This is a genomic window from Pseudonocardia sp. DxW, from assembly GCF_058448985.1.
Map to the genome: position 1 here is coordinate 1 of NZ_JBZFLK010000017.1, position 15,159 is coordinate 15,159.

14 protein-coding genes and 1 pseudogene are annotated in these 15,159 nt (G+C 74.7%); 3 read left to right on the plus strand and 12 right to left on the minus strand.

Translation table 11 applies throughout. The annotated features are described in order from the left end of the window. Window positions 1–420: 420 nt before the first annotated feature. From ACVJO7_RS24090 to ACVJO7_RS24115, 6 genes are all read right to left on the minus strand, one after another. A complete protein-coding gene (locus ACVJO7_RS24090) occupies window positions 421–1,113 on the minus strand; it encodes a MadR family response regulator transcription factor (RefSeq protein ID WP_344021153.1) in 693 nt (230 codons plus the stop codon). Beyond that, window positions 1,110–2,486 (minus strand): MadS family sensor histidine kinase, encoded by a 1,377-nt coding sequence (locus tag ACVJO7_RS24095; protein WP_491674765.1) that lies wholly within the window; start codon window positions 2,484–2,486, stop codon window positions 1,110–1,112. Before ACVJO7_RS24095 ends, ACVJO7_RS24090 begins: the two co-directional genes overlap by 4 nt. Before the next feature lie 25 nt (window positions 2,487–2,511). Further along, complete coding sequence (locus ACVJO7_RS24100; RefSeq protein ID WP_491674766.1) at window positions 2,512–3,792, minus strand: iron-containing alcohol dehydrogenase; 1,281 nt, start codon at window positions 3,790–3,792, stop codon at window positions 2,512–2,514. Window positions 3,793–3,886: 94 nt separating this feature from the next. After that, entirely contained in the window at window positions 3,887–5,002 is a 1,116-nt protein-coding gene (locus tag ACVJO7_RS24105; protein ID WP_344021147.1) for an XdhC family protein, read from the minus strand. Then, on the minus strand, window positions 4,995–6,128 hold the full coding sequence (locus tag ACVJO7_RS24110) for a vWA domain-containing protein (RefSeq protein ID WP_491674767.1): 1,134 nt from the start codon (window positions 6,126–6,128) through the stop codon (window positions 4,995–4,997). The genes ACVJO7_RS24105 and ACVJO7_RS24110 overlap by 8 nt, the downstream gene beginning before the upstream one ends. A gap of 2 nt (window positions 6,129–6,130) precedes the next feature. After that, complete coding sequence (locus ACVJO7_RS24115) at window positions 6,131–7,030, minus strand: AAA family ATPase (RefSeq protein WP_491674768.1); 900 nt, start codon at window positions 7,028–7,030, stop codon at window positions 6,131–6,133. Between the two features lie 550 nt (window positions 7,031–7,580). On the opposite strand from ACVJO7_RS24115, the gene ACVJO7_RS24120 reads away from it, so the two are divergent. Beyond that, a complete protein-coding gene (locus ACVJO7_RS24120; RefSeq protein ID WP_344021138.1) occupies window positions 7,581–8,141 on the plus strand; it encodes a LysM peptidoglycan-binding domain-containing protein in 561 nt (186 codons plus the stop codon). A gap of 131 nt (window positions 8,142–8,272) precedes the next feature. Here ACVJO7_RS24120 and ACVJO7_RS24125 read toward each other — a convergent pair. Further along, a pseudogene (locus tag ACVJO7_RS24125) lies at window positions 8,273–9,177 on the minus strand (molybdenum cofactor biosynthesis protein MoaE). Next, on the minus strand, window positions 9,174–9,671 hold the full coding sequence (gene moaC, locus ACVJO7_RS24130) for a cyclic pyranopterin monophosphate synthase MoaC (protein WP_344021132.1): 498 nt from the start codon (window positions 9,669–9,671) through the stop codon (window positions 9,174–9,176). Before moaC ends, ACVJO7_RS24125 begins: the two are co-directional and overlap by 4 nt. 442 nt (window positions 9,672–10,113) lie before the next feature. Between moaC and ACVJO7_RS24135 the strand changes: the two genes are divergently transcribed. Beyond that, complete coding sequence (locus tag ACVJO7_RS24135) at window positions 10,114–10,716, plus strand: LysM peptidoglycan-binding domain-containing protein (RefSeq protein ID WP_344021129.1); 603 nt, start codon at window positions 10,114–10,116, stop codon at window positions 10,714–10,716. Here the strand turns inward: ACVJO7_RS24135 and ACVJO7_RS24140 are convergent. After that, complete coding sequence (locus ACVJO7_RS24140; protein ID WP_491674769.1) at window positions 10,706–11,332, minus strand: nucleotidyltransferase family protein; 627 nt, start codon at window positions 11,330–11,332, stop codon at window positions 10,706–10,708. The genes ACVJO7_RS24135 and ACVJO7_RS24140 overlap by 11 nt on opposite strands. 2 nt (window positions 11,333–11,334) lie before the next feature. Further along, the gene (locus ACVJO7_RS24145) at window positions 11,335–11,517 is read right to left on the minus strand and encodes a hypothetical protein (RefSeq protein WP_344021125.1); all 183 of its coding nucleotides are present in this window, start codon (window positions 11,515–11,517) and stop codon (window positions 11,335–11,337) included. A gap of 112 nt (window positions 11,518–11,629) precedes the next feature. On the opposite strand from ACVJO7_RS24145, the gene ACVJO7_RS24150 reads away from it, so the two are divergent. Next, complete coding sequence (locus ACVJO7_RS24150) at window positions 11,630–13,906, plus strand: helicase-associated domain-containing protein (RefSeq protein WP_491674770.1); 2,277 nt, start codon at window positions 11,630–11,632, stop codon at window positions 13,904–13,906. On the opposite strand, the gene ACVJO7_RS24155 is transcribed toward ACVJO7_RS24150, so the two are convergent. Both ACVJO7_RS24155 and ACVJO7_RS24160 read right to left on the minus strand, forming a co-directional pair. Continuing rightward, the gene (locus tag ACVJO7_RS24155; RefSeq protein ID WP_425563600.1) at window positions 13,903–14,520 is read right to left on the minus strand and encodes a GTP-binding protein; all 618 of its coding nucleotides are present in this window, start codon (window positions 14,518–14,520) and stop codon (window positions 13,903–13,905) included. The genes ACVJO7_RS24150 and ACVJO7_RS24155 overlap by 4 nt on opposite strands. Further along, window positions 14,501–15,148 (minus strand): DUF742 domain-containing protein, encoded by a 648-nt coding sequence (locus ACVJO7_RS24160; RefSeq protein WP_344021119.1) that lies wholly within the window; start codon window positions 15,146–15,148, stop codon window positions 14,501–14,503. Before ACVJO7_RS24160 ends, ACVJO7_RS24155 begins: the two co-directional genes overlap by 20 nt. Between the last annotated feature and the right edge of the window lie 11 nt (window positions 15,149–15,159).

Consider the following 15,159-nt stretch of genomic DNA (forward strand, 5'->3'; position numbering starts at 1 on the left):
GCCCTTGTTGGGGGGGGGGGGGGGTGGTTCGGGGGGCGTCCCGCGCACCGCACGGGGGTGTCTGCGGCGGCGGCGGCCGGCGTGCGTTCCGCGGAACGCGCCCGGCACGTCACCCGTGTCCCGGCCGACTGCGGGGTCCCGGCCGGGCCCGGCCGCCCGGCGACCCGATCCGGCTCTGGCCGGGATCCCACCGGCCGCGTTCCGCGGAACGCGCCGGGTGGGCTGTGTCGCCCGGTGGGCTGTGTCGTCCGGTGGACTGTGCCGCCGGGTGGACTGTGCCGCCGGGTGGACTGTGCCGCCGGGTGGGCTGGGCCGCCTGGTGGGGGGCGCTGAGCGGGACGAACGTCCCCGCCGGGCCGGGCCGAGCCGGGCGGGCCGGGCGGGCCGGGCGGGGCGGGGCGGGCTGGGCCGGCGCCGGGCCTAGAGCAACCCGAGCTTGGTGGCCGCGTAGACGGCCTCGGCGCGCCGGGACACCATCAGTTTGCGCATCAGGTTCCCGACGTGGAACTTCACCGTGGTCTCGGAGATGAACAGCTCGGTGCCGATCGCGCGGTTGGACAGCCCCCGGGCCAGCAGCCGCAGCACGTCCAGCTCGCGATCGGTGAGCCGCTCCCGGTCCGGCATCCCGCCGGACAGCGAGCGCACCATCGCCGAGGCCGAGCGGGCGTCGAAGGCGCTCTCCCCGCGGGACACCGCGCGGATCGCCCGGACCAGCTCGGTGGTGTCGACGTCCTTCACGACGTAGCCGCGGGCCCCGGCCTGCACCGACTCCACGACGAGCCGGTCCTCGGCGAAGGTGGTCAGCACGAGCACGCCGATGCCGGGATGGTCGGCGCACAGCCTGCGGCAGACCTCCAGGCCGTCGGTCTGCGGCCCGGAGGCCAGCTTGAGATCCAGCAGCACCACCTGCGGGCGGCTGGCGGCGACCGCGGCGATGGCCTCGGCGGCGCTGCCCGCCTCGCCGACCACCCGCAGGTCCTCCTCGCGTTCCAGCACCGCGCGCAGACCCTGCCGCATGATCGAGTGGTCGTCGACCAGCACGATCCGGATCGGCCGGACGGCCGGCGGCTCCCGGCGGGCGGTCCCGCCACCACGCACGTCCGTGGTGCTCACGGGGTCTCCCTCCCGGTCGTCCCGAACGGGACGTCCACCTGCACCTGCAGCCCGCCGATCCGGGACCGGCGGAACCGCAGCGTGCCACCCATCTCGCGGGCCCGCGCGTCCATGTTGACCAGTCCACGATGCTCACCGGAGGGGCCGCGGACCGACGCCGCGCGCAGGGTGCGCCGGATCTGGTCGGGGGCGGCACCGCCGTCGTCGGACACCGAGAGCCGGACCCGGTCGGGCTGGTAGGCCAGCCGCACCACCGCCCGGGACGCCGACGCGTGCATCGCGGTGTTGAACAGCGCCTCGCCGGCGATCCGGAACAACGACTGCTCGTGCTCGTGCGGCAGCGCCACCGGGGTGCCACCGATCGTGACCTCGACCCGCAGCTCGTCGGGCATGTGCACGGTGGACAGCTGCCGCAGCATCGAGGGCAGGTCCTTGTCGGCGTGGTCGTCGTCGTTGAGGGCGTAGATCGCCGAGCGGAGCTGCTCCACCGCGCGCCGGGTGAGGTCCTTCGCGGTGTCCAGGTGCTCCAGCAACCGGGGGTCGTCGATCTCGCTGCGGCACAGCTCGATGTGCATTCCCGCGGAGAGCGCGTACTGGGTGACGCTGTCGTGCAGCTCGCGGGCGATCCGGTGCCGCTCGTTGTCCAGCACCTCGCGCTGGCGGGCCGCGCCGAGCGCCTGCTGGGTGCGCATCAGCTCGTCGTTGCGGGTGCGCAGGTCCTCGGCCTGCGCCGCGGTGCGGGCGTGCAGCCGCTCTGCCCGGTCCAGCAGGGCGCAGTTCTGCAACGCCGACGCGGTCTGGCCGGCCAGGATGCGCAGCACCGAGTGGTCGGTGTCGTCGATCTCCCGGTCCGGCGGGGTCCAGGCGACGAAGCCGCCGACGGTGCGGCCGTTCAACCGGATCGGGACGTGCAGGTGCCGTCGGTCGGAGTCGTCGTCGTCCTCGGCGCCGGTGCCGCCCTGCAGCAGGCTGATGTGCCTGCGCACCCGGTCCGGGACCAGCCGCAGCTCGGACCACTCGACGCCGTCCGGCCCGATCACCACGTGCCGGGGCTCGGCGTCGGTCAGTTCCCCGTCGACCAGTGCCAGCACCACCCAGTCCGCGGACAGGTGATCGGCGGCGGCGTCGGCGACCGCGCGGACCAGCGCCTCCGAACCCTCCATCGTGCGCACCAGCGCGGCCGAGATCCGGTCCAGCGAGCCGATGACCCGGCGCAGCCGCTCGGCGTTGACCCGGTACTCCGGGTAGAACGACGGCTTGCCCGAACGCAGGCCGGTGAGCGCGTCGAGATCGGGCCGCGGCCGGGGCCCTGGCGCCCGCTCGGCGGCCGGCGCGGGCGTCCGGCGGCTCGGGAAACGTGCCGCGGCGGTCATCGGACGGGGGACGCTGCGGGCGGCACTAGAGGGCCTCCCGGAACAGGTTCTCGATCTGGGCGACGCTCGCCGTGCGCGGGTTGGTGGTCAGGCAGGCGTCGCCCAGGGTGAGCCGGGCCAGTCGCGGCACGTCTGCCTCGCGGACCCCGATCGCGGCCAGCCCGGTCGGGACGCCCACCTCGTCGGCGAGCTTGCGGACCTCGGTGGCGACCATGTCGACGGCCTCGTCGCCCGGCATCCCGGGCCGCGCCGGCAGGCCCATCGCCTGCGCGATCGGGACGAACCGGGCCGGCTCCTGGGCGCCGTTGAACCGGATGACGTGCGGCAGCAGCACGCCGTTGATCAGCCCGTGCGGCAGGTCCAGCATGCCGCCGACCTGGTGGCTCATCGCGTGCGTCGCACCGAGGATCGCGTTGGTGAAGGCGAGACCGGCCTCCAGTGCGGCCTGGGCCATCGCGGTGCGCGGGCCGTCGTCCTGCCGGCGGATCATGGTGGTCGGCAGGTTGGCGTGCACGAGTGCGACGGCGTGCAGCGCGTGCGTGTCGGTCAGCGGGCCGTGTGCCAGCGAGACGAACGCCTCGATGCCGTGGGTCAGCGCGTCCAGCCCGGTGGCGGCGTTCAGCCAGTCCGGCATGGTGACCAGCAGCCGCGGGTCGATCACCGAGACGTCCGGCACCAGTGCCCGGCCCATGATGGTGATCTTGGTGAGCCGGGCGGTGTCGGTGATGATGCAGAACTGCGAGACGTCCGCCCCGGTGCCCGAGGTCGAGGGCACCATCACCAGCGGCGGGATCGGGTTGGAGATCCGGTCGATGCCCTCGTAGTCGCCGATCGCGCCGCCGTTCGCGGCGAGCAGCGCGATGCCCTTCGCGGCGTCGATCACCGAGCCGCCGCCGATGCCGACCACGACGTCGCAGCCGGAACTCTGGTAGCGCTCGAACCCGGCCTGGATCTCGTGGTCCTTGGGGTTCGGGGTGATCTCGTTCCACAGCTGCGGGCGCAGGCCCGCGGACCGCAGGTGGCGCAGCAGCTCGGCCGGCCAGCCCGCCTCGGTCACGCCCGGGTCGGTGACGACGAACGGCCGCCGGGCACCCAGTCGGACGGCCGCGTGTGCCGACTCGGGCAGCGAGTCCGGCCCGAAGACGATCTCGGGGGCGTGGAACTTCGACAACCGGGGGCGCGCCTCGGGCGGGCAGGCCGGCGACCGGACCGTGTACCCGCCGTCGGAGCCGGGATGCGCGGGACCGCCGTCGAGTACCAGCACGGTGTCCCGCGCGGCGCTGCCGGATGGACCGGTGAGGACCACGTTGCCCCCCTCCCGCTGTCGAGCGTGCGGCCCACGGTACAGGGAGATCCGCAGGTCGGGGGAGTGCGCCGCCCTCTCCGAAAGCGGGGGATCCTCAGGATGCGTGGATCGGTCCCTCCCGTTCGGCCAGCGGGATCCCGGCTCCGCCCCAGTGCTGGGCGATCATCTCGGCGGCGATCGACACGGCCGTCTCCTCGGGTGTCCGGGCACCCAGGTCGAGCCCGATCGGCGACGACATCCGGGCGATCTCGGCGTCGGTGACGCCCTTCTCCCGCAGCCGTTCGATCCGGTCGTCGTGGGTGCGCCGCGAGCCCATCGCCCCGATGTAGCCGACCGCGGGCAGCCGCAGCGCGACCTCCAGCAGCGGCACGTCGAACTTCGGATCGTGGGTGAGCACGCACAGCGCGGTGCGTTGGTCGATCCGGCCCGCGTCGGCCTCGGCCTGCAGGTAGCGGTGCGGCCACTCGACGACGACCTCGTTCGCGCCGGGGAACCGGCTGGCCGTCGCGAACACCGGGCGGGCGTCGCACACCGTCACCCGGAACCCGAGGAACGAGCCCATCCTGGCCACTGCCGCCGCGAAGTCGATCGCGCCGAACACGATCATCCGCGGCGGTGGCGCGAACGACTCGACGAAGACCTGCAGGCCCTCGCCGCGGCGCTCGCCGTTGACGCCGTAGGTGAGGGTGGCGTTGCGGCCGGAGTCGAGCAGCCCGCGCACGTCGTCGCGCACGGCGTCGTCGATCCGGTCCGAACCGGTCCCGCCCTCGACCCGGTCCGGCCACACGATCAGCCGCTTCCCGAGCCGCTCGACCGGCCCCGCGACGACGGTCGCGACCGCGACCGGCTCCTCGGACCGGATCGCCTCGCTGATCCGGCCGAGCTGCTCGTAGGTCTCCGGGGTCACCTTCTCCACGAAGATGTCCAGGATCCCGCCGCAGGTCAGGCCGACCGCGAACGCGTCGTCGTCGGAGACTCCGTAGCGTTGCAGCACCGGTCGGTCCTCGGCCAGCACCTGCTGGCCGAGCTCGTAGACCGCGCCCTCGACGCAGCCGCCGGACACCGATCCGACCGCTTCGCCGCCGGGTCCGACGAGCATCGACGCGCCCGGCTGGCGCGGCGCGGAGCGGAAGGTCCCGACCACCGTCGCCAGCGCAGCCGGCTCGCCCTTGCGCCACCAGCCTTCCAGCTGGTCGATGACGTCACGCATCTCTGACCACCTTCAGAAGTTTCTCGAGCGTGTCCAGGCTGTGCCCGGCCAGCAAATCGTCCAAGTGCGGGAGGGCCGCGACTATTCCGCCCTGGACCGGCGCGTAGCCGTCCTTGCCCGCGTGCGGGTTCACCCAGACCAGCCGGTGGGCGAGCCGGGAGAGCTGCTCGATCTGCTCGCCGAGCAGCTCGGTCCCGCCCCGCTCCCAGCCGTCGGAGAAGACCACGACGACCGCGCGCCGGGCCGCCCCGCGGCGCCCCCAGCGGTCCACGAACGCCTTGAGCACCTCACCCAGCCGGGTCCCGCCCGACCAGTCGGGGATCGCCTTCCCGGCCGCACCGAGCGCGCGCTCGGCGTCGCGCTGGCGCAGCTCGCGGGTGATCCGGGTCAGCCGGGTGCCGAGGGTGAACGCCTCCACCGAGCGCGGCGCCCGGCGCACGAACGCGTGCGCGAACCGCATCAGCGCGTCCGCGTAGGGCTCCATCGAGCCCGACACGTCGATCAGCAGCACCACCTTGCGCGGCCGTCGGGAGGAGCTCCGGCGGCGGATCGCGGACAGCTCGCCCTGGTTGCGCAGCGCGGTGCGCAGGGTGCGCTGCGGGTCCGGCACGCCGCGCGGGGCGCGGCGCTTGCGGCGGGACGGGCGGGTCGGTGGCTCCGGCCGGAGCAGCGCCATCAGCCGGCGCAGGTGCTCGCGCTCGGCCGGCGAGAGCTCGGCCAGGTCGCGGCTGCGCAGCACCTCGGTGCCGGTGGCCGCGGCCTTGATCTGCGGGCCGTCCTCGGTGTCGTCGTCGCCGGAGCCCTCCCGCCCGGGGACGAGCGCGGCCAGCTTCGGCGGGGCCGGGGGCCGCTCGTCGCGGTTGGACGCCCGGCGCCCCTGGGACGGCTCGAACCAGGCCGGGAACGCCAGGTCGTAGCGCAGGACGTCGTCCGGGTCCCCGCACAGGGTCAGCCGCCCGGCCCAGTACGCCTGGTCCCGGTCGGTCACGTCGAGCGTGTCGAGCGCCTCCACGAACGCCGCGACCCGGTCCCCGGTCACCGGCACCCCCGCGGTGCGCAACACCTCGGTGAAGCCGACCAGCCCGGTGAGCAGGGTGTCGGCGTGCAGCTGTTCGACCGGCGGCACGGTCAGGACGCCAGCAGCGCGTCGAGCTGCTTGTGCACGCGGTCGGCGTCCTCCCGGTACTTGAGCACGGCGCCGAGGGTGCGTGCGGCGGACTCCGGATCGAGGTGCCGGGCCCCGATCAGCTGCAGCGCGCGTGCCCAGTCGAGGGTCTCGGCGACGCCCGGCGGCTTGATCAGGTCGCTGTGCCGCAGCTTCTGCACCGCCCGCGCGACGGCGGCGGCGAGCCGCTCGGGCACCTCGGGCAGCCTGCTGTGCAGGATCTCGATCTCCCGCTCGATCGTCGGGTGCTCCAGCCAGAGGTAGAGGCAGCGGCGCTTGAGGGCGTCGTGCACCTCGCGGGTGCGGTTCGAGGTGAGGACGACGACCGGCGGTGTCTGCGCCCGGATCTCACCGAGCTCGGGGATGGTGACGGCGTGCTCGGTGAGCACCTCCAGCAGGAAGGCCTCGAACTCGTCGTCGGCGCGGTCGATCTCGTCGATGAGCAGTACCGAGGGGCTGGTGCGCAGGGCGCGCAGGATGGGGCGGGCGAGCAGGAACCGCTCGTCGTACAGGCTGTGTTCGACGGTGTCGGGATCGAGGGTGCCCTCGGTGCCGGTGGTGGCCTCGAGGGTGCGCAGGTGCAGCAGCTGGCGGGGGAAGTCCCAGTCGTAGAGGGCCTGCCCGGCGTCGATGCCGTCGTGGCACTGCAGCCGGATCAGCGGTGCGCCGAGTACCTGGGCGAGTGCCTGTGCGAGTGCGGTCTTGCCGGTGCCCGGCTCGCCCTCGCAGAACAGTGGGCGGTTCATCTGCATCGCCAGGTAGGTCGCCGTCGCGAGCCCGTCGTCGGCCAGGTAGCCGGTCGCGCGCAGAGCGGCGGCGAGCTCGGCCGGGCCGGTCGGGCCGGCGGGTGCGGAGTCGTTCACCGAACCAGCATGCCGGACGGGTGCTGCGGAGGGCCACAGCAGGAGGTCCCGGACCCCCGCCGGGGGTGGGGCAGGCGGCACGCGCCCATCCCCGTACCGACGAGCGGGAGGCCCGGAAGGTTCGAGGTGCTTCCGATCAGGAACAGTTCATACCCGCGTGATACGTACGTGATGTGACGTCGTTGACCAGCGGCTTTAGGGTCGATCTGATAGTTACAAGCCTGCAACCATGATTTCGCTCACCCTCTCGCTGTTTGACGAATTCTTTTCCTGCATTCACCTTTCTCGGCGGCCGGTCCGACCGGAGCGGCCAGTTGAACGAGCCAACATCCGGGCCCGCCGCGCCGAACCACCCCCGTCCTGCGGCAGCCCGGTCCGTCGAGGACCAGGAACGGGACGGGGACGGTAGCGAACACTTCCGCGGGCGTCGTCGACGTCGCTCCCCGGTCCCGATCGACGCTCCCCGGCGACGAACGGTGGGCACACCTGTGCCCGGGGACCACTGCGCGGCGGTGTGACCTGACCGGGCCGGCGCGGTGGGAGCACAGCAATGTCTCAGGGACCCAAGGGCCGAAGTCTCCTGCGCGTGGCCGTGGCGGGCCTCGTCACGGTCGGCGCCACGGCTGCGATCGCCGGTACCGCCAACGCCGCCCCGGACAGCGTCTGGGACCAGCTCGCGCAGTGCGAGAGCGGTGGCAACTGGTCGATCAACACGGGCAACGGGTACTCCGGCGGGCTGCAGTTCGCGCCGAGCACCTGGCGCGCCTTCGGGGGCACCGGGTCGGCGCACAACGCCAGCCGGGCAGAGCAGATCGCGGTCGCCGAGCGGGTGCTCGCGGCGCAGGGCTGGGGCGCCTGGCCCGCCTGCTCGTCGAAGCTGGGCATCCGCGGCCACGCGGCCGAGCCCGGCAAGCGCGTGAACGCCTCGGCCCCGGCCGCGCCCGCCGCCCCGGCGGCGTCGTCCGGCGGCGGCAGCTACACCGTCAAGGCCGGTGACACGCTGGGCCGCATCGCCGCCGCGAACGGCACCTCGGTCGCGCGGCTCGCCTCGCTGAACGGCATCTCGAACGTGAACCTGATCAGCGTGGGGCAGACCCTCAAGCTGGGCTGAGCAGGAGCTCCCGCCGCCCCGGACCGCCATCCGGGGCCGCGGCGCGGGGCGCGGTGTCCCCAGCACCCGCCCCGGCGGACGACGGCCCGGGTCCGCTCCTTGCGCGGAGCGGACCCGGGCCGCTGCGTCGTTCAGGTCGAGTTGACCCACTCGTCGGTGCCGTCGGCGAACCGCTGGTGCTTCCACACCGGCAGCAGCCGCTTCACCTCGTCGACCAGCTCGGCGCAGGCGCTGAAAGCCTGGCCGCGGTGCTCGGCCGCGACCGCGCAGGCCAGTGCGACCTCGCCGATCGCCAGCGGGCCGATCCGGTGGCTCACCGCGAGTGCGCGCACGCCGGGGCTGCCGGCGGCGACCTGCTCGGCCACCTCGGCGACGATCCGGGCCGCGGTGGGGTGCGCGCTGTACTCCAGCCCGTGCACCGACTTCCCGCCGTCGTGGTCGCGGACCACCCCGGCGAACGTGACGACCGCGCCGGCCGCCGCGTGCTCGACCAGCCGGGCGTGCTCGTCGACGTCCAGCGGCTGCTCGCCGACGGCGGCCCGCAGCACCTCTGCTGCCATCAGTGGTCTCCTCCGCGCAGCTGGTCCACGGCGTGGTCGAGCACGTGCTCGAGCACCCCGAGACCGTCCTTCACCCCGCCCGGGGAGCCGGGCAGGTTCACGACCAGGGTCCTGCGGGCCACCCCGGCGACGCCCCGGGACAGCACCGCGGTGGGGACGGCGGACTCGCCGGCCCGCCGGATCGCGTCGGCCAGCCCGGGGATCTCGTGGTCGAGGACCGCCCGGGTGGCCTCCGGGGTGGCGTCGGTGGGCGAGATGCCGGTGCCGCCGGTGGTGATCACGACGTCGACGCTCTCGTCGACCGCGGCGCGCAGCGCGCCGCCGACCGGCTCGCCGTCCGGGACGACCGCGGGATCGGGGGTCTCGTAGCCGCGCGCACGCAGCCACTCGGTGATCACCGGCCCGGCCCGGTCGGCGTAGACGCCCGCGGCGGCCCGGTTCGACGCGGTGACCACCCGCGCGCTGCGGCCGCTCACGAGCGGTCCGCCGGCCGGGTCCAGTGCCCGGTCTTGCCGCCGTCCTTGCGCTCGACCCGGACCGCGTCCAGCACGGCCGCCGGGTCCACCGCCTTGATCATGTCGTGCAGGGTGAGGCCGGCCACGGTGACCGCGGTGAGGGCCTCCATCTCGACGCCCGTGCGGTCGGTGGTCCGCACCTCGGCGCGGATCTCGATCCGGCCGTGGGCGCCCTCGGTGCCGGGGACCAGGTCCAGGGTGACCCCGCTGATCGCGATCGGATGGCAGAGCGGGACCAGGTCCGGGGTGCGCTTGGCGCCCATGATCCCGGCGATCCGGGCGGTGGCCAGTGCGTCGCCCTTGGGGAGGCCGTCGGACTCCAGCAGCCGGACGACCTCGGCGGTGGTCCGCAGGACGCCGGTGGCGACCGCGGCGCGGCGCCCGGGCTGCTTCTCCGAGACGTCCACCATGCGGGCCGCCCCGGCCTCGTCGACGTGGCTGAGCTCGGTACTCACCCCGCCGACCCTACGGCGGCGCCGCACGCGCGGGGTGGTCGGCCCGGCACCCCGGCCACACGATAAAGTGTGATGTGCATCACGTTTGTTCTTAACAGAACTCTGTTCCGATGCGCGTTTCGCGTTCGTGATCGGGCATTGCCACCTGCGGAAACCATTTATTCGATCTTGATCTGTCCGGAACGTCCGAAGACACGCCGGGTGGCCGTCGGCTTTCGCGTCGACCTGACGTCACCTACCTTCGAGTCCGGCCCGACCGACTCCCCGATCGCGGACGGGCCCCGGTGCCGCAGTGCTCCCTGTCCGGCGGCCACCGGTCCCCGAGGTTCTACGTGGGACAGGGCCGACAGCCAGGCGGATCCGGCGGCCACTCCCCGGCCACGGATCCGGCGCCCACCTCCCCGGGCGCAGGTCGGACGGCGCCACGGGGGAGATCCGTGCCATGGCTCGATACCGCGGCAAGCACCGCAAACCCAGCACGACCGGGCGGACGATCGCCCGGACGGCCGTCGCGGGCGCCGTGCTCGGCGCCCCCATGCTGGCGATCGTCCCGGCCGCGAACGCGGCCAGCGACGCCACCTGGGACCGGCTCGCGCAGTGCGAGAGCGGCGGCAACTGGTCCATCAACACCGGCAACGGCTACTACGGCGGGCTGCAGTTCAGCCCGAGCACCTGGAAGGCGTTCGGCGGGACCGAGTACGCCGCGTCCGCGCACCAGGCCACCCGCGCCGAGCAGATCGCCGTCGCCGAGAAGGTGCTGGCCGGGCAGGGCTGGAACGCCTGGCCGTCGTGCTCGAAGAAGACCGGTGCCTCCGGGTCCGCCACCCCGCGCACCGTCGAGCGCGACGCCGGCAGCCAGGCCCCGGAGCGGGTGAAGCTCAGCGCCCCGGCCTCCTCGGGCGGGACCTACACCGTGCAGGCCGGCGACACCCTCGGGAAGATCGCCGCCGCACACGGCGTCGGGCACTGGAAGAACCTGCTGGCCAAGAACCCGCACCTGGGTGCCGGCCAGCTGATCCACCCGGGTCAGGTCGTCAACGTCTGACCCCGGTCGCGGGTGACACCCCGGCCAGCCGACGCAGCTGGGCCGGGGTGTCGACGTCGTCGGGGACGGCGATGTCGGCGCACTCGACCAGCTCCAGCGCCGGGTGCCCGGCCAGGTAGCCGCGGGCGCCCGCGTCGCCCGCGGAGCTGCCCACCACGCCCGACCAGTGGTCCCGGCCGAGCAGCACCGGATGGCCGGGGACGCCGTCGTAGGCGGCCCGGCGCAGCGAGGCGTGGCCGGCGCCGTCGGCGACCCGGCGGATCGCCTCCGGGCCCACCCCGGGCAGGTCCACCAGGTGCACCAGCGCGGCCCCGGTGCCGGGCAGGTGGGTCAGCGAACCCAGCCCGCGCCGCAGCGAGGCGCCCATCCCCTCGTCCCAGTCCTCGGCGACGACCACGCCGACGTCGCTGCCCGCGGTGCCGAGGCCGGCGGCCCGCAGCACGTCGGTGACGTCGTCGGCGCGGGCGCCCAGCACCACCGTCACCGGGCCGCAGCCGCCGGCCTGCAGCGCCTTGACCGCGCGGACCGCGAGCGGCTCGCCGTGCAGCCGGACCAGCGCCTTCGGGGTGCCCATGCGACGCCCGGCGCCACCGGCGAGGAGCAGTCCGGCGACCACGGTCAGCGGTTGATCTCGGTGACCGGGTGCTCGTACGGCACGCTGTCCACAGGGAACTCGACGTCGCCGAACGGCGACATGTTGCCCTGCACGGTGCCCATGAGCTCGGTGACCGCGTGCCCGCCGTCCGGCAGGTGCGGCCAGTTCGGGTCGATCCGGTTGGTGTCGGCGGGCTTGGACGCCATCGGTTCCTCCAGCATCGGGCGGTGTCGCCGTCCAGTGTCGGCACCCAGTATCGCCGACGTCCGCCGTCCCCGTCCGCCCCGGTGCGGCCCACACCACCCGACTACCCTGGCGGTGGTGCAGACGTCCCTGGTCGAGTGGCTGCGCGGGCAGGACGACGGGTTCCTCGCCGCGCTGCTCCGCGCGCGCCCTGACCTCGCCGTCCCCCCGCCCGCCGATCTCACGGTGCTGGCGACCCGGGCCTCCATCCGGGCGTCGGTGCAACGCGCCTGCGAGGACCTCGGCACGGTCGCGCTGACCGTGCTGGAGGCGCTCGTGCTGGCCGGTGCGACCCGCGCCCCGGTGGACGGCACCCGGGCCACCGGCGGGCCGCGCGGCTGGCTCGGCCCGGACGTCGACCGGCGGACCTTCGCCGACGGGCTGGTCCCGCTGCGCGCCAGGGCGCTGGTGTGGGGCCCGGACGACGCGCTCGCCACGGTCCCGGCGGCCGCCGAGGTGGTCGGGCCGTTCCCGGCCGGGCTCGGCCGGGAGGCGGCCGGGCCGGCCGGCTCCGAACTGGACGCGCTGCTGGCCGAGGTCACGGCCGAGGAGCGCAAGGTGCTCGAGGTGCTCGCCGCCGGCCCGCCGATCGGGCGCTCGCGCGGCGCGGGCGACGGGTCCGGCGCGGTCGGCGCGCTGGTCTCGCGCGGGCTGCTGCTGCGCCGGGACCCGGACACCGTCGAGCTGCCCCGGCAGGTGGCGCTCGCGCTGCGCGGCGACCGCCCGATGGGCCCGCTCGACCTGTCCCGGCCGGACGTGCCGCTGCGCGAGCGGGATCCGTCCGTCGTGGACGGCACCGGTGCCGGTGCGGCGCTGGAGTTCCTGCGCCGGGTCGATCTCGTGCTGGAGTTCCTGGCGACCGACGGGCCGGGGGTGCTCCGCTCCGGCGGGTTCGGGGTGCGCGACCTGCGCCGGGCCGCCAAGGCGGCGGACACCGACGAGGCGACGGCCGCGCTGATCCTGGAGGTCCTGCACGGCGCCGACCTGATCGGCGACAGCGACTCGACCACGCCGGAGTGGCTGCCCACGCCGTCGTCGGACATCTGGGGGAGCGCGCCCGAGGAGTCGCGCTGGGCGGTGCTGGCCCGGACCTGGCTGGAGCTGCCCCGGCTGCCCGGGCTGGTCGGCCGCCGGGACGACGCCGACAAGCCGGTCACCGCGCTCTCCGACGGGCCGCGCAGGCCGCCCGCGGCGCGGGACCGGCGGCGGATCCTGCAGTCGCTCGCCGATCTGCCGCCGGGCACCTCGGTCGGCTCGGCCGCCGACCTGGCCCGGATCCTGGCCTGGGCGGCGCCGCGGCGCGGCGGCCGGCTGCGCGACGAGCTGGTGAGCTGGACGGTCGCCGAGGCGACCGGCATCGGCGTCGTGGCGCTCGACGCGCTGACCACCGCCGGGCGGGTGCTGCTCGATCCGGCGACCCGCGAGGCGCGAAACCCGACCGCGGTGGCGGCCGCGCTGCACGCGGCGCTGCCCGCACCGGTCGAGGAGATCCTGCTGCAGGCCGACCTGACCGCCGTCGCACCCGGCCGGCTGTCCGCCGACCTGGCGCACGAGCTGGCGATGATCGCCGAGGTCGAGTCGGCGGGCGGGGCCACCGTCTACCGGTTCACCGAGCGGAGCCTGCGCCGCGCGCTGGACACCGGCCGCACCGCCGAGGACGTCAAGGACCTCCTCGCCCAGCGCTCCCGGACACCGGTCCCGCAGACCCTCACCTACCTGGTCGACGACGTCGCCCGGCGGCACGGCAGGCTGCGCGGCGCCGCCGTCGCCTGCTTCCTCCGCTCCGACGACGAGGTGCTGCTCTCCGAGGTGCTCGCCAAGGAGGGCACCGCGGAGCTGGGCCTGCGCCGGATCGCGCCGACCGTGCTGGTGAGCTCGCTGCCGCTGGCCGAGGTGCTGGACGGGCTGCGGGCCGCCGGGTTCAGCCCGGCCGCCGAGGACGCCGGCGGCGCGGTGCTCGACCTGGCCGCCCGGGGCAGGCGGGCGGAGTCGCGGCGGCGCGGGGCCGGCCCGCGGGCCGGAGCGGCCGGGGCGGACGGCCCCGTCGACCGGACCGACGAGCTGGTCGAGCGGCTGCGCGCGGGGGATGCGCTCGCCGGGGTGCGGGACAGCGTCGCCGGCCGCCGCGAGGCCACCGGGTCCACCGGCAACCTCGCCTCGTTGCAGGCCGCGGTGCGCGAGGGCCGGACCGTCTGGATCGGGTTCGTCGACAGCCACGGCGTCGCGGGCGACCGGGTACTGGCCCCCACCTCGGTCGGCGGGGGCGTCGTGGAGGGCCGGGACGCGCTCGACGGTGAGCTGCGCCGGATCCAGCTGCACCGGATCACGTCGATCGCGCCGGTCGAGCGCTAGCGGGCGCCGGCCGCCATCCGCTGGTGCATGGCGTGCTGGACCAGCGCGATCAGCGTCTCCTTGGTCGACTGCCGGTGCCGGGCGTCGCACACCACCATCGGGACGGACGGGTCGATCGACATCGCCTCGCGGACGTCCTCCAGCTCGTGCTGCAGGTGACCGTCGAAGACGTTCACCCCGATCACGTACGGCAGGTTGCGGTCCTCGAAGAAGTCGATCGCGGCGAACGAGTCGGCCAGCCGGCGGGTGTCGACCAGCACCACGGCGCCGATCGCGCCGCGGACCAGGTCGTCCCACATGAACCAGAAGCGCTGCTGGCCGGGCGTGCCGAACAGGTACAGCACCAGGTCGGAGTCCAGCGAGACGCGGCCGAAGTCCATCGCGACCGTCGTCGAACGTTTGTTGGGGGTGGCCGAGAGGTCGTCGTGCGACGAGCTCGCCTCGGTCATCACCGCCTCGGTGGTCAGCGGCATGATCTCCGAGACCGACCCGACGAAGGTGGTCTTGCCGACGCCGAACCCACCGGCGACGACGATCTTGGCCGACATCGTCGCGGTACGCGCGACGGGCCTGGGCGGCTGTGGCGGCTGTGGCCTAGAGCCGACGGAGTCCACTCAACACCCTTTCCATCAGCGCGAGGTCCGGCACGTCGCCGGGGGTGCTCGCGGTCTGGTGAACGGTCACCGTGCCGCTCGAGGCCATGTCCCCGAGCAGTACCCGGGCAACGCCCAGGGGGAGCGAGAGCAGCGCCGCGACCTCGGCGACCGAGCGGGTCTGCTCGGCCAGCAGGTCGGCGACGGTGCGGTGCTCCATCGGCAGCCGTTCCAGCTGGTTGCGGGCCCGGCTGCTGACCGAGACGAGGGTCTCGACGGCCAGCTCGTAGCCCGACTTCGTGCGTCCCCTGGTCCACGCGTAGGGCCGCACGAACGAGGCCCCACCGGGAGCGGGCGGGGGCGGCGCGGCCGCCGGACCCGGGTACGGGGAGGGCTGGTCGCCGCGGATCGCGTCCCGCTCACCGGGGGTGGGCGGCAGCCCGTAGGCGGCCGACCCGCTGATCGGTCCGGTCATCTCGGCGGGCGACGGCGGCGGCGCCTGCCGGGGGCTCTCCTCCGGTACGTCGTCCCCGGCCCGGCCCCAGCCCCATCGCCGTTTTCTGGGCTTGCGCCTGGAGTCCAGGCTGAACCCGTTCATGACGTCGGCGAACGTGGGCTCGGGGCCCTGCCCGCCCGGGTCCTGTGTCATCGGATCTCACC

Coding starts and splice junctions, on each gene's coding strand:
- ACVJO7_RS24145 (WP_344021125.1), bottom strand. CDS start 11,517: ATGGCGTCCAAGCCCGCCGACACCAACCGGATCGACCCGAACTGGCCG.
- ACVJO7_RS24135 (WP_344021129.1), top strand. CDS start 10,114: ATGGCTCGATACCGCGGCAAGCACCGCAAACCCAGCACGACCGGGCGG.
- ACVJO7_RS24120 (WP_344021138.1), top strand. CDS start 7,581: ATGTCTCAGGGACCCAAGGGCCGAAGTCTCCTGCGCGTGGCCGTGGCG.
- ACVJO7_RS24095 (WP_491674765.1), bottom strand. CDS start 2,486: ATGACCGCCGCGGCACGTTTCCCGAGCCGCCGGACGCCCGCGCCGGCC.
- ACVJO7_RS24160 (WP_344021119.1), bottom strand. CDS start 15,148: ATGACACAGGACCCGGGCGGGCAGGGCCCCGAGCCCACGTTCGCCGAC.
- ACVJO7_RS24105 (WP_344021147.1), bottom strand. CDS start 5,002: ATGCGTGACGTCATCGACCAGCTGGAAGGCTGGTGGCGCAAGGGCGAG.